At 49.3% G+C, this 23177-nt stretch carries 22 protein-coding genes and 1 rRNA gene; 11 read left to right on the top strand and 12 right to left on the bottom strand.

What is annotated here, in order from left to right; translation table 11 throughout:
• From AC0YNW_RS23050 to gyrA, 6 genes are all read right to left on the bottom strand, one after another.
• Nucleotides 1-75 (bottom strand): 16S ribosomal RNA (locus AC0YNW_RS23050); the annotation flags it as partial.
• A gap of 331 nt (nucleotides 76-406) precedes the next feature.
• On the bottom strand, nucleotides 407-1180 hold the full coding sequence (locus tag AC0YNW_RS23045; protein WP_475833926.1) for a YfjL-like protein: 774 nt from the start codon (nucleotides 1178-1180) through the stop codon (nucleotides 407-409).
• Between the two features lie 2 nt (nucleotides 1181-1182).
• On the bottom strand, nucleotides 1183-1719 hold the full coding sequence (locus AC0YNW_RS23040) for a hypothetical protein (RefSeq protein WP_475833925.1): 537 nt from the start codon (nucleotides 1717-1719) through the stop codon (nucleotides 1183-1185).
• Nucleotides 1716-2204 carry an RNA polymerase sigma factor gene (locus AC0YNW_RS23035; RefSeq protein WP_475833924.1) on the bottom strand — a complete coding sequence of 163 codons (489 nt, stop codon included), beginning with the start codon at nucleotides 2202-2204 and terminating at the stop codon, nucleotides 1716-1718. The genes AC0YNW_RS23040 and AC0YNW_RS23035 overlap by 4 nt, the downstream gene beginning before the upstream one ends.
• Before the next feature lie 138 nt (nucleotides 2205-2342).
• Nucleotides 2343-3419 (bottom strand): HD-GYP domain-containing protein, encoded by a 1077-nt coding sequence (locus AC0YNW_RS23030; RefSeq protein WP_475833923.1) that lies wholly within the window; start codon nucleotides 3417-3419, stop codon nucleotides 2343-2345.
• Between the two features lie 36 nt (nucleotides 3420-3455).
• Nucleotides 3456-5966 (bottom strand): DNA gyrase subunit A, encoded by a 2511-nt coding sequence (gene gyrA / locus AC0YNW_RS23025; protein WP_475833922.1) that lies wholly within the window; start codon nucleotides 5964-5966, stop codon nucleotides 3456-3458.
• Between the two features lie 330 nt (nucleotides 5967-6296).
• On the opposite strand from gyrA, the gene AC0YNW_RS23020 reads away from it, so the two are divergent.
• Nucleotides 6297-7067: a YheC/YheD family protein gene (locus AC0YNW_RS23020; protein ID WP_475833921.1), complete on the top strand. Its 771-nt coding sequence runs from the start codon at nucleotides 6297-6299 to the stop codon at nucleotides 7065-7067.
• A 154-nt stretch (nucleotides 7068-7221) separates the two neighbouring features.
• Here the strand turns inward: AC0YNW_RS23020 and gyrB are convergent, their stop codons facing one another.
• The 6 genes from gyrB to dnaA all read right to left on the bottom strand — a co-directional run bounded on the left by gyrB (nucleotide 7222) and on the right by dnaA (nucleotide 13504).
• Nucleotides 7222-9132, bottom strand: a complete 1911-nt coding sequence (gene gyrB, locus AC0YNW_RS23015) for a DNA topoisomerase (ATP-hydrolyzing) subunit B (RefSeq protein ID WP_475833920.1) — start codon at nucleotides 9130-9132, stop codon at nucleotides 7222-7224.
• A gap of 38 nt (nucleotides 9133-9170) precedes the next feature.
• The gene (gene remB / locus AC0YNW_RS23010; protein ID WP_119803669.1) at nucleotides 9171-9422 is read right to left on the bottom strand and encodes an extracellular matrix regulator RemB; all 252 of its coding nucleotides are present in this window, start codon (nucleotides 9420-9422) and stop codon (nucleotides 9171-9173) included.
• A 35-nt stretch (nucleotides 9423-9457) separates the two neighbouring features.
• On the bottom strand, nucleotides 9458-10567 hold the full coding sequence (gene recF / locus AC0YNW_RS23005) for a DNA replication/repair protein RecF (RefSeq protein WP_387476947.1): 1110 nt from the start codon (nucleotides 10565-10567) through the stop codon (nucleotides 9458-9460).
• 28 nt (nucleotides 10568-10595) lie between these two features.
• Nucleotides 10596-10814, bottom strand: coding sequence for a S4 domain-containing protein YaaA (yaaA, locus tag AC0YNW_RS23000; protein ID WP_387476949.1), 219 nt, complete (start codon nucleotides 10812-10814; stop codon nucleotides 10596-10598).
• A gap of 36 nt (nucleotides 10815-10850) precedes the next feature.
• Nucleotides 10851-11993, bottom strand: a complete 1143-nt coding sequence (gene dnaN, locus AC0YNW_RS22995; RefSeq protein ID WP_387476951.1) for a DNA polymerase III subunit beta — start codon at nucleotides 11991-11993, stop codon at nucleotides 10851-10853.
• Between the two features lie 158 nt (nucleotides 11994-12151).
• Nucleotides 12152-13504, bottom strand: a complete 1353-nt coding sequence (dnaA, locus tag AC0YNW_RS22990) for a chromosomal replication initiator protein DnaA (protein WP_387476953.1) — start codon at nucleotides 13502-13504, stop codon at nucleotides 12152-12154.
• Between the two features lie 564 nt (nucleotides 13505-14068).
• Between dnaA and rpmH the strand changes: the two genes are divergently transcribed.
• From rpmH to AC0YNW_RS22940, 10 genes are all read left to right on the top strand, one after another.
• The gene (rpmH, locus tag AC0YNW_RS22985) at nucleotides 14069-14203 is read left to right on the top strand and encodes a 50S ribosomal protein L34 (protein WP_087572533.1); all 135 of its coding nucleotides are present in this window, start codon (nucleotides 14069-14071) and stop codon (nucleotides 14201-14203) included.
• Between the two features lie 102 nt (nucleotides 14204-14305).
• Nucleotides 14306-14644: a ribonuclease P protein component gene (gene rnpA, locus AC0YNW_RS22980; RefSeq protein WP_387476956.1), complete on the top strand. Its 339-nt coding sequence runs from the start codon at nucleotides 14306-14308 to the stop codon at nucleotides 14642-14644.
• Nucleotides 14645-14751: 107 nt separating this feature from the next.
• On the top strand, nucleotides 14752-15531 hold the full coding sequence (locus tag AC0YNW_RS22975; RefSeq protein WP_119803657.1) for a YidC/Oxa1 family membrane protein insertase: 780 nt from the start codon (nucleotides 14752-14754) through the stop codon (nucleotides 15529-15531).
• On the top strand, nucleotides 15528-16148 hold the full coding sequence (gene jag, locus AC0YNW_RS22970; protein WP_475833919.1) for an RNA-binding cell elongation regulator Jag/EloR: 621 nt from the start codon (nucleotides 15528-15530) through the stop codon (nucleotides 16146-16148). The genes AC0YNW_RS22975 and jag overlap by 4 nt, the downstream gene beginning before the upstream one ends.
• Before the next feature lie 132 nt (nucleotides 16149-16280).
• A complete protein-coding gene (gene mnmE / locus AC0YNW_RS22965; RefSeq protein WP_387476960.1) occupies nucleotides 16281-17660 on the top strand; it encodes a tRNA uridine-5-carboxymethylaminomethyl(34) synthesis GTPase MnmE in 1380 nt (459 codons plus the stop codon).
• A gap of 11 nt (nucleotides 17661-17671) precedes the next feature.
• Nucleotides 17672-19558, top strand: a complete 1887-nt coding sequence (mnmG, locus tag AC0YNW_RS22960; RefSeq protein WP_475833918.1) for a tRNA uridine-5-carboxymethylaminomethyl(34) synthesis enzyme MnmG — start codon at nucleotides 17672-17674, stop codon at nucleotides 19556-19558.
• A 3-nt stretch (nucleotides 19559-19561) separates the two neighbouring features.
• Nucleotides 19562-20284 (top strand): 16S rRNA (guanine(527)-N(7))-methyltransferase RsmG, encoded by a 723-nt coding sequence (gene rsmG, locus AC0YNW_RS22955; RefSeq protein ID WP_387476965.1) that lies wholly within the window; start codon nucleotides 19562-19564, stop codon nucleotides 20282-20284.
• A 351-nt stretch (nucleotides 20285-20635) separates the two neighbouring features.
• Complete coding sequence (gene noc, locus AC0YNW_RS22950; RefSeq protein WP_475833917.1) at nucleotides 20636-21454, top strand: nucleoid occlusion protein; 819 nt, start codon at nucleotides 20636-20638, stop codon at nucleotides 21452-21454.
• A gap of 105 nt (nucleotides 21455-21559) precedes the next feature.
• Nucleotides 21560-22333 carry a ParA family protein gene (locus AC0YNW_RS22945; RefSeq protein ID WP_387476969.1) on the top strand — a complete coding sequence of 258 codons (774 nt, stop codon included), beginning with the start codon at nucleotides 21560-21562 and terminating at the stop codon, nucleotides 22331-22333.
• Entirely contained in the window at nucleotides 22314-23165 is an 852-nt protein-coding gene (locus AC0YNW_RS22940; protein ID WP_475833916.1) for a ParB/RepB/Spo0J family partition protein, read from the top strand. The genes AC0YNW_RS22945 and AC0YNW_RS22940 overlap by 20 nt, the downstream gene beginning before the upstream one ends.
• Nucleotides 23166-23177: the final 12 nt, after the last annotated feature.

Genomic DNA, 23177 nt, shown 5'->3' with positions numbered 1-23177 from the left:
TCAAGTCCGCTCGACTTGCATGTATTAGGCACGCCGCCAGCGTTCGTCCTGAGCCAGGATCAAACTCTCCATAAAAGTGTTTGACTTGCTCAATAACGTTGTTGCTTCGAAATCTCTCATAACCAGCAAGCTGATTAAGGAAACCTCGTTATCGATTCAATCTTGCGATTGTATCGGGCAGTTTCGCTCGTTGTTCAGTTTTCAAAGAACAATCATTTGTCTTTCGTTTCTTACATGAAGCTTTCGCACTTGGCAGAGCCAATGTGAAAGTCTTCCGTGTCAGCCGTATGTCTCAGCGGCGACTTAGATAATATATCATGTATGCCCATACGATTGCAAGTGTTTTTTTCATCTTTTTTAATTTCTTTTTCAAACACCGTATAAATCCCCTATTAAGCCGTTATTATCAGTTCTTTTCTTCCCCTTTAACCGTTACAATAACTCTGTCATATTCTCTATTCGCCTTTGCTTTCTTCAATATAGGCAATAACTCTCCGCTATCGATTTGTGTATCTCTTACACCGTAGATGCTCATTAGCTTATCTTCGAACTCTACATCCATTGCATACTGCTTAACGGGATACCCTTGCGCTTTCGCCCATTCATGGGATTTTCTGATCCACTCCGCTGCTTCCGCCAAATCCGTGTGGTCTGTATCCAGGCTTATATTAATGTGCAGCGGAATAGGCAGCTGAGGGTCGAGTTTCATATCAAGACTAAGCAGCCGCTCGTAATCGCTGACTTCATCATACTGGTACATGACAAATACGCGCCGAATCGGGGTGCCAATCTGATCCGATAATTCCTTTTGCAGAACATCCGCAAATTCCTTGGACAGCCGATCCATGGTCTGGCGATACTCCAGCACAGTGAAGGTATAGTCATCTCTAATATCATTCTTGCCATGGTATTCGACATAAAAGCGTGTATCTTCACTCGTGAGCGATTGAACACGCCCAATATAGGAGCCATCCTTAAAGTTATATCCTACTTTCGTTACGAACTCGTATTCCATCTCGGGATATTGCGTCTCCATATACTGCTTAATCGCTGACTTGGCGATGGAAGCCGAGATCGGATTGCCTACAAATCCATTGGCCATATACAAAATAAATCCTATCAGCGAAAAAGCGATCATCCCTGCAACGATCTGCAATACCTTCTTACGAGTAACTTTCATCCTCATCGACTCCCTTTCTGAAATGCAAATTGCAGCAGTAATCCAATCAGAACCCCGACGGCTGTCAGCAAAGCATATATGCTGCTATAGGGCAGGCTAGTGCCCCACACAATGGGGTTCCAGCCTCCGCTGAACACGCTGCTCATGAATTGATAAACATAAGCACCTGCAAATACGATCAAAGGCATAGCCAAACTCCACGCCCGCTTCATACTGAATACAGCTAGTGCGCCCACGAAAGGCATAATGACCAGGTTGTAGAACATGCCGAAGGATCCCGTCATCGCAATGCCGATCGTTGCCCCTACCAGCAAAATGAAGAGCTGAGTCATGACAACCCCCCGTTTGATTCCTGCAACGATACGTTGATCCTTGGAATCATCCCGCTCCGGCAGAATGCCACCGTAACTGTCATATTCCTCGCGCATGTCTGGATCATGCTTCATATAGTGGTCGACCAAAGCGACTGAATCGCTGCTCGCGACTCCGTCCTTTACCAAGGGAATAAGGTCCCTGATCACATCCGGCGTTACCTTCATAGCCAATCCTCCTTTGCAAGGCGATCCTTCAGCCATTTTTTCGTACGAAAATCAATGACTCGTGCCGAGCTCTCCGATATACCGTGTCGCTCCGCAATCTCCGCATAGCTGTATCCTTCAATTCGCATTCCGATAACAGCACGGGTTCTCTCCTCTTTCTCCTGCAGCAAAACAAGCACATATTCGGCAAGCTCTGCCGTTATCATGCGGCCCTCTATGCTTGTCGCCACATACAGTTGAAGCAGATCATTATATTCGACGCTGACTTTCTGTCTCTTCAGATGATCCAGCCATTTGTGTCTGGCAATGGAGCATAGCCATGTTTTCAGAGAAGATTGCCCTTTGAAACGATGAATCGACTTTATCGCGCTAATAAAGGTTTCGGACAACAGGTCATCCGCAAGTGAAGGATTGTTCGTCAGGGACAGCAAATAATGATACACATCTTGCTTATATTCTCGATATAACTGCTCAATCTGCTTCATCGCTGTCCCCCTTCCCTTAGTTAGTCGACGCTCCGCAACCTTTCGTTACACTTCCGCGCAAAAAAAAGAGCAAGCCCCTCTCTCTTCCCGTGTCATCGGAACGATCGATAGGCTTGCTGTAGATGATGCATATGTCGATTACTTCACAACTTCTTTGATATGAAGATGCCGTGCAACCGTTAAATTCTCGATCACGCCATTGATGGATACCCATGGCCGCGTCGGATGCGTACGTTCCGAGAATACGATCTCCCCGATCCGATCATCGCTAAGACGAACAACCGTACCGTTATGGAATTGCGTGACTCTCTCGACGAACGTTCTGACATAACCAGCATCCAGCTTTCCAAAGGCATCGCTTTGAATTTGCTCCAGCACCAGGTAAGGTGACGCCGCTTTGCGATACGACTTATTCAGCGTCATCGCGTGGAAGATATCCGCAATGCTCACAATCTTGGCATAGGGATGAATCTTGCTGGAATCGATGCCGAGCGGATAGCCTGTACCGTCTACCTTCTCATGATGCTGCAGCGCCGCAAGTTTTACGCCTTCATTTAATGCCGCAACATTCTTAAGCAGCTGGTAGCCGAGCACGGTATGACGCTTCATCTCTTCCTTCTCATCCGGCGTGAGTGAATTCGGCTTGGTCAAGATGCTTCGGTCAATGCGCACGTTGCCAATATCCTTCAGAAGGCCGGCCAAGGCAACTTGCATCCATTCCTTCTGAGGCTGTCCAACCCATTGTGCAATCAGATAGGACGTCATGGCTGATGTGACGCTATTATGAAGCAAATAATCTCGTTCCTGGAACGTCCTAGGCGCGAACGTAAGAATCTTGTAATCCGCAATATGCTGAAGCAGTCGCTCCAACTGCATACGAATATCCATGATCGGCATGCCTTGTCCCGTAATGTAAGAGTTGAATACATGTCGGAGCACATCGATCATCTTCTCGTATTCGCGCTGCAGAGGGGTAGCCGGCGGCTGCCCCTTTGTCCCCGCGCTCTCTTTCTCTTCCGCCTTCTCATCGCCGGCCTTCGATTCGCTGAAGCTGTTCACGACCGTAACGCTAGTTACGAGAAAAGCCTGCAGGATGTCGATCTCCTTCGATGTGATGACCTTACCCTTCTGAAACAAAACGCTCCCAAGCGGGGTGAGGACATCTTCTCCGATCTTGTCGCCTAGCTTAAGTTGCGCAACTGCTACTGTTCCCACGGAAGTCCCCTCCCCCTGTGTGCTGGATCTATCCATTTATTCGGAGACGGTAGGGCCTTCTGCACCTTCAATGCCTTCAGCGCCTTCTTCCAGTCCGTCTTCTTCCGATTCACCATCATTCACTTCGCTGCGGGCGACACGCGTTACGGTCGCAACCGTATCATCCTCGCGCGTATGGATCAAGCGAACGCCTTGCGTATTGCGGCCCATCGTGGAGATACCCTCCATGCTGGTCCGAATAAGCGTGCCAAGCGCTGTCATGATCATTAAGTCCTCATCGTTCTCTACAACTTTCAGTGAGACGATCGGTCCGTTCTTATCTGTCACGTTCAGCGTCTTGATGCCTTTGCCGCCACGATTCTGAATCCGGTACTCGCCGATCGGCGTACGCTTGCCGTAGCCTTTAGAGGTTACGATCAGCACGTCCTTGTCCATGACGACAACGTCCATATCGATAACCGTGTCGTCATCATCAAGACCGATACCCTTCACGCCTGTAGCGGAACGTCCCATGGAGCGGACATCCTGCTCGGAGAACCGGATCGACATGCCTTGAGCCGTACCCATAATAATCTCCTGGTTGCCGTCCGTCAGCTTCACTCCGATCAGATCGTCATCTTCGCGCAAGGAGATGGCGATGAGGCCGACCTTGCGGATATTGACGTAATCATCAAGCGGAGTCTTCTTCACGATACCTTGTCTGGTCGCGAAGAACAGATATTGGTCGGAGTCGAAGGCTTGTACCGGGATAACCGCGTTGACCGTCTCACCCTGCTCAATCTGAATCAGGTTGATAATCGGCGTTCCCCTTGCCGTACGGCTGAGGTCTGGAATCTCGTATGCCTTCAGCTTATACACCTTGCCCTTGTTCGTGAAGAAGAGCAAGAAGTGATGCGTGTTGGAGACGAAGAGATGCTCGACGAAGTCGTGTTCCTTCGTATCCATGCCGACTACGCCCCTGCCGCCGCGCTTCTGGCTGCGGTAAGTCGTAACTGGCAGACGCTTGATATAGCCGGAGTGCGTAATCGAGATAATGACATCCTCGCGCGGGATGAGATCCTCGTCGAGAATTTCTTCGTCGCTTGCCGTAATCTCAGTACGGCGCTCGTCTCCGAATCTCTCCTTAATCTCGTTAAGCTCCGTGCTAATAATATCAAGCACAAGCTGCTCGTCAGCAAGAATCGCTTTGTATTCCGCGATCTTCCTCATCAGCTCGGCATATTCCGCTTCGATCTTGTCGCGCTCGAGGCCTGTTAGGCGCTGCAGGCGCATATCCAGAATCGCTTGCGCTTGTTCATGTGTAAGCGAGAAGCGATTGATCAAGCCTTCGCGAGCTTCATCTGCTGTCTGAGACCCACGAATGAGCGCAATGACCTCATCTAGATGGTCAAGCGCAATGCGCAAGCCTTCCAGAATATGAGCGCGAGCTTCTGCTTTCTTCAGATCGTATTCCGTACGACGACGGATAACTTCGATCTGATGCTGCAAGTAATGATACAGCATATCGCGCAAGTTCAGCGTCTTCGGCTCGCCGTTCACCAGCGCCAGCATGTTAATGCCGAAGTTGGATTGCAGCTGTGTCTGCTTGTACAGATTGTTCAGCACGACACTCGGGTTCACATCGCGGCGAAGCTCGATCACAACACGCATGCCATTGCGATCCGACTCATCGCGAAGATCTGTAATGCCTTCAATTTTCTTCTCGCGTACCAGTTCGGCAATCTTCTCCACCAACCGGGCCTTAATGACCTGGTAAGGAAGCTCATGCAAAATAATACGCGCCTTGCCGCCGTCTTCCTCGATCGTTGCGCGTGCGCGCATCGTTACGGAGCCGCGACCCGTCAGGTAAGCCTGGCGAATGCCGCTGTGTCCCATAACGAAAGCTGCCGTCGGGAAGTCCGGTCCCTTCACATATTCCATCAGCTCAAGTGGCGTAATATCCGGATTGCGGATAAGCGCCTGCGTGCCGTCAATGACTTCGTTCAAATTATGTGGCGGTATATTGGTCGCCATACCTACGGCAATGCCGGTAACGCCGTTGACCAGCAGGTTCGGGAACCTCGAAGGCAGAACCACTGGCTCATGCTCCTCGCCGTCATAGTTCGGCGCAAAATCAATGGTTTCTTTGTTAATATCGCGAAGAAGCTCCATCGCCATCTTGGATAAGCGTGCTTCCGTATAACGCATGGCTGCCGCCATATCACCGTCGATCGAACCAAAGTTGCCATGTCCGTCAACGAGCATATAGCGCATGGAGAAGTCCTGCGCCATCCTGACCATGGATTCATAGACTGCCGAATCGCCATGAGGATGATACTTGCCGATAACCTCGCCTACGATTCTCGCCGACTTCTTGTGAGGCTTGTCCGGTGACATGCCCAGTTCAGACATTGCAAACAGAATACGCCGATGCACCGGCTTAAGCCCGTCCCTTACATCAGGCAACGCGCGGCTAACGATGATACTCATCGCATAGTCCATAAAGGAATCTCGCATCTCCGTACCGATATCGCGGTCTGTCACTGACATTCGTTGTTCTTCCGCCATGCTTTACCTCCCTGACGTGATCTATATGATTGCCCAAATAGGAACCCATTATATTACTTTCTCAAAAGCAGTACATATAAACCTAACTTGGGCTATGTTTCTGGTTATCTGTCCCTTACATGAAGAATCGGCAAAAAATAGGCCAACTTTCACTCTCCATCTCAAAAAAAACGTCATAAAGTAAACAGACCCAACTTTTATTATACCATTCATTCCAGTGTCTGTCTTGTGCCAAGCCAGCTGAGACCAAGAAATATTGCTCATAGATTCAGGACTGAACACCTGGCGATTGTTGTTTCAAACTCACTATTTTTGAGAAGAAGAGGTGATATGACATTGGCGATTCAGCGCGTTAGGAGCAAATGGGCGAAAACAAAGGTTCTGAACAGATCCAGCGACCTGCGCCAATACGTTCCGCTCACGAAACGATTCAACCGCGAGACGCTTCGCTCCATGCTGGAAGAGTATGAGATGGTCTATGTCAAACCAGACAGTGGAACCTTCGGCAAAGGTGTCATCCGCGTAGAGAAAACATCCGAGGGCTACCGTTACCAGATTCAGAAGGACGCCCGCACTGTCGCTACGTTCGACGGACTCTACGAAGGCTTGCAGCGCTACACGGGCAAGAAGGGCTACCTAATACAAAAGGGCGTCTATCTGCTGAAGCATCAGAAGCGGCGCTTCGATATCCGTGTCATGGTGCAGAAGAACTTGCAGAACAAATGGGAGACGACGGCCATTCTCGGACGCCTGTCAGCTCCGCGCAACGTGGTTACGAATTACCATAGCGGCGGAACGATGATGACCTTCGAGAAACTCATGTCGGAGCATCTGTCCGCTTCCGAGATTAGCGCATACAGCAGCCGGCTGAAGAAGCTCGGCACGGCGATCGGCCGCCAGCTCAGCACCGCCTACCCGAATCTGAAGGAGCTGGGGGCTGACGTCGCAATCGATACGAAGATGCATCCATGGGTGCTAGAAGTGAATACGAAGCCACATCCCTATATTTACAAGATATTAGCCGACAAAAGCGTCTACCGGAAAGTCCGCAAGTATTCGCTGGCCTATGGCGGAATGAAGGGCAAACGGTCCAGCCGATAGCCATACTGCACTCCTTTCAGCCTTAGCCAAGCGAAACTATAATCTTCCACATCACGCCTCTTGTCTACTTGACTACACACAAGCATACAAGCGGGGATACTTCCCAATCGCACAAAAAAAAGAGCAGCTCCTAGAAGCTGCTCTTTCGCTATGATTAGAAATCCAAGTTGGTTACATACTTCGCATATTTCTGAATGAACTCGCGGCGCGGCTCGACGTTGTCGCCCATAAGCGTATCGAAGATCGTATCGGCTTCGATCGCATCCTGGATCGACACTTGCAGCATGGACCGGCTCTCCGGATCCATCGTCGTCTCCCATAGCTGGACTGCATCCATCTCGCCTAGTCCCTTGTAGCGCTGAATGTTCACTTTGACGCCTTCTCCGAATTCCGCGAGTACGACATCTCTTTCCTTCTCCGTCAATGCGTAGCGGACAACCTTGTTGCGCTCGATCTTGAAGAGCGGCGGCTGTGCGATATAGACGAAGCCTGCTTCGATAATCTGACGCATGTAGCGGTAGAAGAACGTCAGCAGCAGCGTACGAATATGTGCACCATCGACGTCGGCATCCGTCATAATAATAATCTTGTGGTAACGAGCCTTCGCGATATCGAAGTCGTCGCTGATGCCTGTGCCAAGCGCCGTAATGATCGCGCGGATCTCGGCATTGCCAAGAATACGGTCCAGACGCGCCTTCTCGACGTTCAGGATTTTGCCCCGCAGCGGCAGGATCGCTTGGAAGTGGCGATCGCGGCCTTGCTTCGCGGAGCCGCCAGCGGAGTCGCCTTCGACAATGTACAGCTCACTGATCGATGCGTCCTTGGACGAACAGTCAGCCAGCTTGCCTGGCAGCGAGCCTACTTCCAGCGCACTCTTGCGGCGTGTCAGCTCACGCGCTTTGCGCGCTGCTTCACGAGCGCGAGCCGCTTGAAGGCCCTTCTCGACGATCCGACGGGATACGCCCGGATTCTCTTCCAGGAATTCCTGGAACTTCTCGGCGAAGAACGATTCCACGATACCGCGAACTTCGCTGTTGCCAAGCTTCGTCTTCGTCTGGCCTTCGAACTGCGGCTCAGGAATCTTCACGGAAATAATCGCCGTAAGCCCTTCACGCACGTCATCTCCGGAGAAGTTGGAATCATTGTCTTTGATCAAGTTGGACTTGCGGGCGTAATCGTTAATAATACGCGTCAGCGCGCTCTTGAAGCCAGACTCATGCGTTCCGCCTTCATGCGTGTTGATATTGTTCGCGAAGGAATAGATATTCTCGCTATAGCTGTCGTTGTATTGCAGGGCAACCTCAACCTGAATATGATCCTTCGAGCCTTCTACATAGATCGGCGTCTCATGCAGTGCTTCACGGTTCCGGTTCAGGAACAAGACGAACTCGTTAAGTCCGCCGTCATACTTGAACGAATTGGACACATCTGTACGCTCGTCCGTCAACGTGATCTCAATGCCCTTGTTCAGGAATGCCAGCTCGCGAATCCGGTTTTGCAGAATCTCGTATTCATAGACCGTCGTCTCGGTAAAGATCTCGGTGTCCGGCAGAAACGTTGTACGTGTTCCTGTCGTATCCGTGTCGCCTACGGTTTTAACATCATATTGCGGAATGCCCCTGCGGTATTCTTGCTGATAAACCTTGCCGTCGCGGCTGACTTGCACGTTAACATGCTCCGACAGCGCGTTCACGACGGATACGCCGACGCCATGCAGACCGCCGGATACTTTATAGCCTTCGCCGCCGAACTTGCCGCCTGCGTGAAGGACCGTCATCACGACCTCCAGCGTCGACTTCTGCAGCTTCGTATTCATGCCGACCGGAATGCCCCGGCCGTTATCTATGACGGTAATGCTGTTATTCTCGTGAACGATAACATCGATCTTGGTGCAATGGCCGGCCAGTGCTTCGTCGATACTGTTATCGACGACCTCCCATACCAGATGGTGAAGGCCTTTCCCGCTGGTGGAGCCGATATACATTCCGGGACGTTTGCGTACCGCCTCTAATCCTTCCAGGACCTGTATCTGACTCTCGTCATACGTATGCTGTTCCAAAGACATGCAAGTTCACTGCTCCTCTCAACTGCTCTTCCTGTTCGTTATCCATTCGCCGCAAAATGATGTGCTCGCTTCTTGAGCGTAGAGGATGATATCGGCGAATAATATATTTTCTTCTGCGTGACGACAATGGACTTCGGCTCTTCTTCACCGATCGTCTCCACGTCCTTGCGCTTGCGCGCACCCGCGACGAATTGCTTGGACAGCTTGGAAGATTGCTCAATGGAAATATCGAATATGGCCACCAGCTCGGCCGCGCGGATAATTTTCTCTCCGCCCAAATGAATATACATTTCCGGTTCACTTCTCCTTATTCGCCCGAGTCTTGTCAGACCGTCACGTTGCCTTCACGCACATGATAGATACCGGCATCTTGGAGCTTCGCCATATTGACGCTCTCCAGGCCGGTTGTCGTAATAAATGTCTGTACTTTGCTCTGAAAGGTTTCTATCAGCTGCGTCTGCCGATTCTGGTCAAGCTCCGACAAGACATCGTCTAGCAGCAGCAGCGGATATTCGCCGATCTCCTCGTTGATCAGCTCGATCTCCGCGAGCTTCAGCGACAGCGCCGTCGTGCGCTGCTGTCCCTGGGATCCGAATATTTGTGCTTCCTTGCCGTTGATGAAGAAGGCGAGGTCGTCGCGATGCGGTCCCGCGAGCGTAACCCCTCTCCGAATCTCCTGATCTTTCACCTGTGTTAACTTTATCATAAATTGATCAAATAAAACAGATTCATCTTGCAGCGCATCCGCATCGAAGGACGGGCGATACTGGATCGTGAGCTTCTCCATGCCGCCTGTAATCCCTGCATGGATCTGCTCCGCGAACGTTTCCAATTTATGAATAAAGTGTTTCCTTTTTTTCATGATTTTAACACCGAACTCGGCGAGCTGCATATTCCATACGTCCAGCATAGCATTGTTCACGCTGCCGGGCGTAGCGGTCTTGAGGTAGTTGTTGCGCTGCTGAAGCACTTTGCCGTATTGCGTCAGCGTATGCAAATAACCGGGCTGTACCTGTCCGATCTCCATGTCGAGAAATCTTCTGCGTACGCCCGGCGCGCCCTTCACAATCTCCAGATCTTCCGGAGCAAACATCACCACATTGACCGAGCCGATAAAGTTGCTCAGCTTGCGCTGCTCCAATCCGTTAATTTTTGCTTTCTTGCCTTGGGAGGAATAGGTCAGGTCAAGCGTTACGTTGCCGTACCGCTTGCTGACCTCTCCCGCGATTCTTGCTGTATCCCCTTGCCAGCCAATCAGTTCCTTGTCCTTCGACGTTCGATGAGACTTGGACAGTGCCAGCGCGAATATCGCTTCCAGCAAGTTCGTCTTCCCTTGCGCATTCGGCCCTAAGAAGACATTCACTTTATTCGGCGTTGCGAGCGTCAGCTCGCGATAGTTGCGGTAGTTCTGCAATTCAATGCTGTTTAAGAACACTCTCCGAGCCTCCCGGTTCCTCCGCGTTTCACTTGCCGGCTACAACCACAAATTCACCGCAGCCTTCGACTTCCACACGGTCGCCTGCATAGAGCTTTCTGCCGCGCCGGTTATCCGGCTCTCCGTTAATGTGGACAACTGCTTCCTGAAGAAAAAATTTCGCTTGTCCACCTGTGGATATACAGTCAGCCAGCTTGAGGAATTGTCCCAGCGCGATATATTCCGTACGAATTTCGACTTCTTTCATGCGATTGCTCGTTCCTCTCGTAGCCTTCGGACGACGTTAATTCGTCGTTCGATATGGCAGAATGACATACATGCTATAGTCATGATCCATTGGCTTAATAATAATCGGTCTCATGGCACCCGTGAAGCCGATGAACAGCTGCTCACTGTCAATAACCTTCAGCACATCGAGCATATATTTGGAGTTGAAGGCGATGCGCAGCGGCTCACCTGACATGCTCTTCGCCTCTAGCTGCTCCGTTACGCGGCCTAGCTCGGTAGAGCTGGAGGAAATCTCAATCATGCCGTCTTCCAGCGTAGCCAGACGTACGATATTCGTTTTCTCTTCGCGTGACATCAGATAGGCGCGGTCGATGGCGTCCATGACATTTTTGGTATCCAGGACGAGTTCTGTCTCGAATACTTGCGGAATAATCTTGGATGTATCCGGATAAGTGCCGTCCAGGATGCGCGTGTAGAACAAAATATTATCCACTTTGAAAAGCACTTGGTTATCGGCAACGACGATATCCACAAGCGTGTTCTGATCCGGAATCAGTCTGGAGAGCTCGCCAAGCGTCTTCGCCGAGATGACGACATTGCTGAATTGGAGCGCTCCGTCGGCATCCACCTTCGTTGTGCGGCTAGCCAGGCGATGGCGGTCTGTCGCTATAAATTTCAATTGTCCCTCATGCAGGTTCCACAATACGCCAGTCAGAATGGGGGTCTGTTCGCTTGTAGAAGCAGCCAGAATCGTCTGCCTGATCATCGATTTAACCAGATCACCAGGAACTTGCAGAAACTCATCTTGTTCAACGGATGGCAGAATCGGGAATTCCTCCGGGTCCAGGCCGACCATTTGGATTTCCGTAGATCCCGAACGAATGATGGTCTGGAAGCTTGGTCCTACTTCGATAACGACTTGGTCGGAAGGGAGCTTCTTAACGATTTCGACAAAAAACTTGGCTGGAAGCACGACGCTTCCCGGCTTTTCGACTTGTGCAACGATCGTGTCTTCTTGTTCTACCGTGATGAAGCTTTGAATAGATATATCAGTATCACTGGCAGTCAGTGTTACGAATTGGTGGTTAACGTCGATCTTAATGCCTCCGAGAATCGGAATAGCGGGACGAGAGGACGCTGCTTTCGCTACTTGTTGTATGGCATCGTTCAGCTCGTTTTTGGAAATCGTTAGTTTCATTTCGTCACCCGTTTCAGCTTATTTTTGATGATATTATTTTAAAGATTTATTAGTAGAAGTAGTAGTAGGGGCCCTGAATATGTGGATAACCCCATAAAATAGCGATAAATCAAGCCTATCCACATGTGCATAGCGTGTGCATAGGCTTGATTAGTTGTTCACATTTGGTTTTTTATTTTCTCAGTCAGATTCTGAAGGATTTTGAAGAGTTCCTGATCCACCTTCAGCTGCTGTGTTATTTTCTCATGAGCATGTATGACGGTCGTATGATCGCGGCCTCCGAATGCTTCTCCGATCTTCGGAAGAGAGAAGTCTGTCAGCTCCCTGGACAAGTACATGGCAATCTGTCTTGGATACGCGACGGCTTTGGTCCGCTTGCGCGCTTTGAATTCCTCCAGGCGAAGTCCGTAGAACTCGCCGACCTTGGCCTGAATGTCCCCAATCGTAATCATTCGCGGTCGTCCCGAAGGAATAATATCCTTCAGCGCCTCCGCAGCGAGATGCGACGTAATATCGGCGTTGATAAGCGAGGAATAGGCGACAACCCGGATGAGAGCGCCTTCCAGCTCGCGGATATTCGTATTGATTTGACTGGCGATATAGTTCATCGCTTCATTCGGTATGTCAAGGTTCTCGGCTTTGGCCTTCTTGCGCAAAATCGCGATGCGCGTCTCCAGATCGGGCGGTTGAATGTCGGTAATCAGTCCCCATTCGAAGCGGGAGCGCAGCCGGTCTTCCAGTGTCGGAATTTCCTTCGGCGGACGGTCGCTCGAGATGACGATATGCTTGCGTTCCTCGTGGAGCGCATTGAAGGTATGGAAAAACTCCTCTTGCGTCTGCTCCTTGCCGGCCAGGAACTGAATATCGTCAATCAGCAGGACGTCAATGTTGCGGTACTTGGTTCGGAAGCTCTCGCCGTGATTATCGCGGATGGCATTGATAAATTCATTCGTGAATTTCTCGGAAGAGATATAAAGAACCCGTGTATTGGGATTATGGTCCATAATATAATGCCCGATCGCATGCATAAGGTGCGTCTTGCCAAGACCTACGCCTCCATATAGGAAGAGAGGGTTGTACACTTTGGCCGGCGCTTCGGCTACAGCCAGCGATGCCGCGTGGGCGAAGCGATTGTTCGCGCCGACGACAAAGGTGTCGAAGGTGTATTTCGGGTTAAGCATATGGGAATGCGTCTCTTCTGCAACGACAACCGGTTTGGGCTGCTTGGGCTGCATAACGACGCTTTGTTCCGTTGCTTTCGGTTCGCCGATCGAAAATTTCACATCGACTTGCTTGCCCAAAAACTCGTACAGGGTCGATCGAATGAGCTTGGTATAGCGTCCTTCGAGCCATTCTGCGGCAAAAGTAGTTGGCGCCGTTATCTCAAGTACGGAATCATCGACGAAAGAAGCTTTGGTTTCCTTAAACCAGGTGTCAAAGCTTGGCTTGCTTAACTTCGTCTGGATGATTGACAATACTTGTTGCCATAAATCGTAGGTATGGCTGTCCACAGACTGTCACTCCTTATCATCAATCGCGCGGGTGGCGCAGGTAAGCGGAAATATGTCGAATAGCTATTGTTACTAACGAAATCATCCACATTATGACGGATTGTAAAAATCGAGTTATAAATAGGGGATAAACTTGTTCACAATGTTATCCACAGGTTGTTGATAAATTCGAGGGTAAAGTACGCTCATCCACAACGAAAACATATCCATCATAGCAAATGACGCCTTATATTTCAACGAATTTGAGGATATTATCCACATCGTCAATAACTTGTGTATAAGAGTTATCTACAACACTAGATATTGTTTATATCTTGTTAAGATTTCGACAAAGTTCGTTTTTATAGGTGTTTTTCTATCCACATGTTATTAGTTACTGCCAGAATAAACGCCTGTGGACAATTATCCACATGCCGAATCAGTCACATGATTTGCCAACGGCTGCATAAGGGAGGAGACATTGACTTTTGGGCGTCAGCGTGGTTTAATTATAAAAGTGATTTTTAAAACAGGGGCGGCGTATGCCGTTTTCGAATTCACATGTAATATAGGAGGTGCAGCATAATGAGACCTACATTTAAACCGAATGTAAGCAAACGTGCGAAAGTGCATGGCTTCCGCAAACGGATGAGCACGAAGAACGGTCGTAAAGTTTTGGCGGCTCGTCGTCAAAAAGGCAGAAAAGTACTGAGCGCGTAAGCAGAAGACCACGTAAAGGTGGTCTTTTTTTTTGCTTACATTTAGATAAGTGTATTCTTGGAGATAATGAGATGATGAGGAAGGGATCGGTGACGGGCAGTCATGCGCAGGTCATTGCGTCTTCGCAACCGCGAGGATTTCAACCGAATTTACAGGGGCGGCAAGTCATTCGCTAACTCACAGTTCGTCGTCTATTGGTCGAGGCAGCGGGTGGCGGACCCGTTCCGGCTTGGCGTATCTGCCAGCAAGAAGATTGGCAATGCCGTCATGCGTAACCGCATGCGCCGCATGTTGAAGGAAATTGTTCGTCATCTGGAGGGTCGCGTACAGCCGCATACGGACCTTATATTAATCGTAAGGAAACCGGCGACGACGTTGTCGATGAAAGAGATGGAGAAGAGCGTCATCCATGTACTGAAGAAGGCCGGTTTGCTGAAATGATCATCAAGCCGCGGGACAAGCGCCCAGCTTGTTTATTTGTGCTATAAATTATGGTATAGTCTATCTTGGAATAGAACTATGCGGATAGCTCTCAGAGAGGAGATTACATGTTGTTTCGGAATTCTAAGCGAAAATGGCTTCTAGTGCTTGGTTTGGTCATGCTGATGGGATTGCTCGCAGGTTGCGTGCCCGCAGACCATACCATGGAGACGGAGGACCTACTTAAGGGTAACTTCTGGGAGAAAAACGTTGTTTATTACTTTGCGATCACGCTTGATTCGTTCGCCGGATGGTTAGGCGGTTCGTATGTGCTTGCGATCCTGTTGCTCACGATTATCGTCCGTACGGCAATCCTGCCGCTGACGATTAAGCAATTCCGCAGCTCCAAGGCTATGCAAGCGCTCCAGCCGCAGATGGCGGAGATCAAGAAGAAATATAAGGACAACCCGCAGAAGCAGCAAGAAGAGACAATGAAGCTGTTCCAGACGCATCAAGTGAATCCGATGGCGGGCTGTTTGCCGCTGATTGTTCAGATGCCGGTCTTCATCGCGCTTTATAACGCGATTTATTGGAACAAGGACATTCGTACGGACGATATTTTCGGCTTCGTGCTTGGTGAGCCAAGCCCGTGGTACTTCTTGCCGATCTTGGCGGCTGCGACGACATTCATCCAGTCGAAGATGATGCAAAAAACACAAACGCAGCAAATGCCGGGCATGTCGATCATTCTGACGATCTTCCCTGTGTTGATCTTCGTGATGTCGATGTCGTTCCCTGCGGCGCTTCCGTTGTACTGGGTATTCAGTAACATCTATACAATTGTTCAAAACTACTTCCTGTACGTACGTTCATCAGACAAGGGTAAGAAGGAGGTCCTTGCGAAATGAAGAAAATCGTTGCATCGGGCAAGACGATAGACGATGCTGTGCGTTATGGATTAACACAATGGCAAGTTACGGAAGATCGCGTGAAGATTGTTGTGCTGGAGCAGCCCTCCAAAGGGCTGTTCGGATTGATTGGCGTCAAAGAGGCGAAGGTGGAGCTTGAGCTTATACCGGATGCCTTGGAGGAAGCCGAGAAATTTCTACTTGATGTAGCAAGAACAATGGGACTGTCGGTCCGTATCGATCGTAAGCAGACGAAGGACGGCATGCAGCTGTCCGTATCGGGCGAAGGCGAGCTCGGGATGCTGATCGGACGTCGCGGCGGTACGTTAGACGCTTTGCAGTACTTGGTGAATATTGTGGCTAATCGTTTTTCGAACAGTCATCTTCGTATCGTTCTCGATGCAGAGGATTTTCGCGAGCGTCGCCGCAAGACGTTGGAGGAGCTCTCTGATCGTCTGGCGGGACGCGTCATCCGCACAAGGAAAGAAGTTGTGCTGGAGCCGATGACGCCGCTCGAACGCAAGGTTATTCATTCCCAGCTTCAGAATCACCCCAAGGTGAGAACATTCAGCAAGGGCGACGAGCCGAACCGGAGAGTCGTCATTGCGCTGAAGTAGGATGAACTCTTTCTATACTTATACTCGATATGCAGCAATGGCTTCCCAAGGTCATTGCTGTTTTTCCATTCGGAATAGAAGTTTGACTAAGGTATTCAATCTAGGCCTGATTCTGAGAGGTGCTGATTCAACATGATTCAAGATACAATTGCGGCAATCTCCACAGCAGTTGGAGAAGGCGGTATAGCGATTATACGTATAAGCGGACCGCAAGCGATTAGCGGGACGGATACGATTTTTCGGTCGAAAATAAGTCTAAAGGACGCCGATTCGCATACGGTGCATTACGGACATATCATAGATCCAGCTTCCGGCGAGCAGGTGGAGGAAGTACTCGTTACCGTGATGAAGGGACCTCGCTCCTTCACAGCGGAGGATGTTGTAGAGATTAACGCGCATGGCGGCGTTATTGCGGTGAAGAAGGTGCTAGACGTTGTGCTGCAGCTGGACGGTTATCGGACGGCGGAGCCAGGGGAATTCACGAAGCGTGCTTTCTTGAACGGCAGAATCGATCTGATGCAGGCTGAGGCGGTTATTGACCTCATTCGTTCCAAGTCGGATCGCGCTTTCTCCGTGGCACGCAAGCAAGCAGAAGGCGTTCTGTCCAAGCGGATCAAAGCGCTGCGGCAGACGGTCATCGAGTTGCTGGCACATATTGAGGTAAATATTGATTATCCGGAGCATGATGTTGAGGCGATGACGAGCGCCTATATCCGGGAGCAGTGCGAGCTCGCCATTACGGAGATCGATAAGCTGCTAAAAACGGCAAACGAAGGCAAAATATTGCGTGAGGGCATTATGACGGCGATTGTCGGACGGCCGAATGTCGGGAAGTCTTCGCTTATGAATGTGCTGACGCAGGAGAACAAGGCAATCGTCACGGATATTCCGGGGACGACGCGTGATGTGATCGAGCAATTTGTTACCCTGAACGGGATTCCACTGCGGCTGCTGGACACCGCAGGCATTCGCGAGACAAGCGATGTCGTAGAGAGGATTGGAGTCGAGCGTTCCCGCGATGCGTTGCAGGGAGCAGATCTCATTCTGTTCGTTCTGAATTATAATGAAGCGTTGGGCGATGACGACCGTCAGCTGCTGGAGCAGCTAAAGGACCGTTCAGTCATCGTCATTATTAATAAGATGGATCTTCCCGGACACCTGGACCTTGGTGAGGTGGAGCAATACGTGTCACCGGAAGCCATTGTTCGAATGTCGGTGCTGCAGGAGAAGGGGCTCGACATTCTCGAAGCCACGATTAGCGAGATGTTCTTCGAGGGACAGCTGGAAGCAAATGATCTGACCTATGTAAGCAATGTCCGGCATATTGCGCTGCTGAAGCGAGCGAAGCAATCGCTGGTCGATGCGATTGAGGCTACGCATGTCGGTATACCGATTGATGTGATTCAAATAGATGCGCGCCAGGCTTGGGAGTCGCTCGGCGAGATTCTGGGCGATGAAGCGGGCGATTCGTTGATTGACCAAATATTTTCACAGTTCTGTCTTGGAAAGTAGGGTGATCGATAATGAGATATGTAGCGGGAGAATATGATGTGATCGTCATTGGCGCCGGCCATGCCGGCTGTGAATCAGCCCTCGCATCGGCCCGGATGGGCTGCGAGACGCTGCTTCTGACGATTAATTTGGATATGGTGGCGTTCATGCCATGCAATCCTTCCATCGGTGGTCCGGCCAAAGGCCATGTCGTGCGGGAGATTGATGCGCTGGGCGGCGAGATGGGACGCAATATCGATAAGACGTTTATCCAGATGCGCATGCTGAATACAGGCAAAGGGCCTGCTGTTCATGCACTGCGCGCTCAAGCCGATAAGTTCTCGTATCAGCATCTGATGAAGAAGACGATCGAGGAGACGTCTGGACTGACGCTCCGCCAAGGGATGGCGGAGGAACTGATTGTCGAGGACGGCAAGTGCGTAGGCATCGTAACGAAGACAGGTGCCATCTACCGTGCTAAGGCGATCGTAGTGACAACAGGTACGTATCTGCGCGGCAAGATCATTATGGGCGAGTTGATGTATGAGAGCGGACCGAACAACCAACAGCCTTCGCTGCGCCTGTCGGCTAGCTTGAAGGAGCATGGTCTGGAGCTCATTCGTTTCAAGACGGGTACTCCTCCGCGTGTGCATAAGGATACAATCGACTTCTCGAAGACGGAGATTCAACCGGGCGATGAGAAGCCGAAGTTTTTCTCGTATGAGACCGAATCATCCGATAATGAACAGCTGCCTTGCTGGCTCACCTATACGTCGGAGAAGACGCATCAGATCATTAACGACAACCTGCATCGCGCTCCGATGTTCACGGGCGCTATCGAAGGCACAGGACCGCGTTACTGCCCATCCATTGAGGATAAGATCGTCCGCTTCGCCGACAAGCCGAAGCATCAGATCTTCCTGGAGCCGGAAGGAAAGCATACGTCGGAATATTACGTTCAAGGGTTATCCACAAGCATGCCGGAGGATGTACAGCTCGACATTTTACGTTCTATTCCAGGATTGGAAAAAGTTGAGATGATGCGTAATGGCTATGCGATTGAGTATGACGCCGTTATCCCCACTCAGCTTTGGCCGTCGCTGGAGACAAAGAAGATCGATAGCTTATTCACAGCTGGACAAATCAATGGTACTTCGGGTTATGAGGAAGCGGCAGGACAAGGCGTCATGGCGGGCATCAATGCGGCTCGCAAAGTGCAGGGGAAAGAGCCGATTATTATCGGACGTTCCCAGGGCTATATTGGCGTTATGATTGATGATCTTGTGACAAAAGGAACAAATGATCCATACCGATTGCTGACTTCGCGCGCGGAATACCGTCTGCTGCTCCGTCATGATAATGCGGATCTGCGTCTCACTCCGCTCGGGTTTGGGATCGGACTGATTAAGGAAGAACGCTACAATCAGTTTTTGCGTAAGAAGGAGCTGGTAGAGCAAGAGGTGGAGCGTCTGAGCAATACTCGGATTAAGCCGGATGATGTGGCAGAGATGCTGGAGTCGGCCGGTTCCGCACCGCTTACGCAGGGTGGAGATATCCTTTCACTGCTGAGAAGACCAGAGGTAACTTATGACCATCTGGCAAGTGTATCGCCTTCGCCTTATGATTTGACGGATGAAATGAAGGAGCAAGTCGAAATTCAAATTAAATACGCCGGATATATCGAAAAACAGCTGCATCAAGTCGAACGATTGAACAAAATGGAGAAAAAGCGGATTCCGGATGACATTGATTATAATGATGTGAATGGCCTGGCTAATGAGGCCAAACAAAAGCTAATTGTTATTCGTCCATTGTCGATCGGCCAGGCTTCGCGTATTGCAGGCGTTACACCTGCGGATATCTCCATCTTGCTCATCTACCTGGAGCACTATAATCGCGTCACGGCGGCAAGAGGATAAGCAATGGATAAAACAACAGAGTGGTTCACGCAATTGCTGAAGGAGAGAGGCATTCCTCTCTCCGGGCAGCAGCTCCAACAGTTCGAACTTTATTACACGATGCTGGTAGATTGGAATGAACGAATGAATCTGACAGGTATAACGGAGAGGGATGCTGTCTATGAGAAGCATTTCTACGATTCCGTGTCCCTGGCTTTTTATACGGATGTGAATAAAGTGCAGCGACTGGCCGATATTGGTTCAGGCGCTGGATTCCCTAGTATCCCTCTCAAAATCTGTTTCCCTCATCTGAATGTATTGATCGTAGATTCACTCAATAAGCGAATAGGCTTCTTGAAAGCGTTAAGTGAGCAATTAGAGCTATCGGGTGTAGATTGCGTTCATGGCAGGGCAGAAGATATAGCCAGACTTCCGGAACATCGGGATCAATATGACCTGGTAACGGCAAGGGCGGTAGCAAGGTTGAACGTACTGAATGAGTTCTGCTTGCCTTTTGTGAAGAAAGGCGGAATATTTGCTGCGATGAAGGGCGCTCAATCAGATGAAGAGGTGAGGGAGGCTTCCTTTAGCCTAAAAGAGTTAAAGGGAAGGCTATTGTCTCAGCATGCTTTCAGCTTGCCTAATGAACAATCAGAGCGCCATATCGTGCTGGTAGAAAAGAAGGACGTTACGCCTAAAAAGTATCCACGAAAAGCGGGAACACCTTTGAAGCAGCCTCTTCTATAAACGGTAATGTTTCACGTGGAACATTGCTTCTGTCCGTATGGAACGACAAGAAGACTATTTCGTATGATTATAATCGAAATCTTTTTAGATTTGTGACGAAATATCAGAATTTATAGGTGATTGCTTAGTATTTTCTGCAATCATTTCCTTTGTCAAGCAGGAGATCAATCGAAGCGAGTCGAATTTAATGATTATCGAAAATTTCGTTCAATTAGAACTTTAAAGTTTCTCCTCGAAAGTAGTCTAAGCTTGTAAAGATATAAGGTGCGTATTGATGGAATGAACGCTATAATCATGCGTCAAACGTTAAAAGCTTAGGATTTATTACAGGGTCGGGTGGTAGTCATCGATATGAAAGAACAACTTTCTCGATTGTTCGGTTTATCCGAGCAGCGTACGGGTCAAGAAGAAGTACGTCAAATACCGATTGGTGATATCGATACGAGTCCGTTTCAACCTCGTACGGTATTTGATGATGAGCGGATTGATGAATTGTGTCAGACTATTAAGACACATGGCGTCATACAGCCTATCGTTGTTCGTATCCGCAATAATCGTTATGAGATCATTGCTGGGGAGAGACGTTGGCGTGCAGTGACAAAGCTGGGGTTCGATACAATTCCGGCTATCGTTCGCGAGTTTAATGATTCCCAGACGGCTTCTATCGCACTAATTGAGAATTTGCAGCGCGAGGGGTTAACGGCTATTGAGGAAGCGGTAGCTTATCAAAAGCTGATTGAGCTGCATCAATTGACGCAGGAAAGCTTGGCACAGCGTCTAGGGAAGAGTCAATCGACTATTGCAAACAAGCTTCGGTTGTTAGCTCTGCCAGAGACGATTAAGATCACGTTAATGGAACGGAAAATTACGGAACGACATGCTAGGGCGCTATTGTCACTCGATACGGAAGAGCTTCAGCTTAAAGTATTGGAAGAGGTTCTGGCAAAGGATCTCAATGTAAAACAAACCGAAGTGCGCATTGCCTTCTTGAAGGAATCGGCCAAGGCTAAGAAAGCGAAACGAATCTCGTTCACGAAGGATGTACGCCTGGCGCTCAATACGATCAGGCAATCGATCGAGATGGTCTCAGGGTCTGGTTTGCAAATTAAGACCAATGAAAAGGATCACGAAGATCATTACGAGATTACCATTCAAATTCCGAAAAGATAAGTCATTTTCCCAATATTTATTATTCTTTAGACAACTATTAGCCGCCTTCAATTGAGGGCGGCGATGCCATTTGTACAAAAGTTTCACTCATGAGGTGAGTTAGAAGTGTCGAAAATTATTGCAATTGCAAATCAGAAGGGCGGTGTCGGTAAGACGACAACGTCTGTTAACTTGGCAGCCTGCCTCGCTTCGCTTGGCAAGAAGGTGCTATTGGTGGATATTGATCCCCAAGGTAATACAACAAGCGGACTAGGCATTAATAAAGCGGATGTGCCGAATTGTATCTATGACGTATTAATTGATGACGTACATCCGAAGGATGCAATGGTTGAAACCAGCGTGCCGGGACTCACCGTCATACCCGCAACAATCCAGCTAGCTGGTGCAGAAATTGAATTGGTGCCTACGATCTCTAGAGAATTGAGATTGAAGAAGTCGCTTCATATGGTAAAGAGTCAATTCGACTATGTTCTGATTGATTGTCCTCCTTCCTTAGGTATTTTGACGATTAACTCGTTAACTGCTGCAGATTCTGTTCTTATTCCTATCCAATGTGAATATTACGCGCTTGAGGGCTTAAGCCAGCTGTTGAATACAGTGCGGCTTGTTCAAAAGCATTTGAATACGACATTGCAAATTGAAGGTGTGCTTCTGACGATGCTGGATGCAAGAACAAATCTTGGCATACAAGTCATTGAAGAAGTGAAGAAATACTTCCAGCAAAAGGTGTATCAGACGATTATTCCTCGTAATGTGCGTCTGAGCGAGGCGCCGTCTCATGGACAAGCAATCATCACATACGATCCGAGATCAAAAGGTGCAGAAGTTTATCTTGAACTTGCGAAGGAAGTGATCATGTATGAGCAAGCGGCTAGGTAGAGGGCTTGATGCATTAATCCCATCGCTATCCGTGAATGATGATGATAAAATCATTGAAGTGCCGATTAGTCAGCTGCGTGCGAATCCGTATCAGCCGCGCAAATCGTTCGACGAGGATTCAATCAAGGAATTGGCTGAATCGATCAAGCAACATGGCGTTATCCAACCCATTATTGTACGGACCGTTCTGAAGGGTTACGAGATTATTGCGGGCGAGCGGAGATTCCGTGCATCGCAGTATTGTGGCAACACTACGATTCCAGCTGTAGTTCGTTCATTCTCCGATCAGCAAGTGATGGAAATTGCTTTGATCGAGAATCTACAGCGTGAAGATCTGAATGCTTTGGAAATTGCGGTAGCGTATCAAGCCTTAATGGACAAGTTCAATCTGACTCAGGAAGAGTTAAGTTTGAAGGTAGGGAAGTCCCGTTCTCACATTGCGAACTTCGTTCGGTTATTGTCACTCCCGGCAGAAATCAAAGATTATGTTTCACGTGGAACAATTTCGATGGGACATGCAAGAGCATTAGCCGGTATTAAGGAGCAGCCAGTTCAGAAGGAATTGGTGGAATTGACGATAAACTCTGAATGGAGCGTACGTGAGCTGGAGGATGCGATACAAAAGCTGGATTCTAAGCAAACTCCTCAGCAGAAGACGCAGAAGCAAAAGAAAAGAGATCCGTACATTGAATCGCTAGAGGAAAACCTGCGAGAGCAATTCAAAACAACGGTGAAGATTAAGCAACAAAAGGATAAAGGGAAAATCGAAATTCAATACTACAACAAGCAAGATCTGGAGAGATTGCTTGAGCTGCTGCAGCGTATGGCTTAATTAAATAATCAT

The organism is Paenibacillus sp. J31R120, from assembly GCF_056269225.1.
The sequence above is the reverse complement of the archived record's forward strand: the minus strand, read 5'-3'. Positions and strand labels throughout refer to the sequence as shown.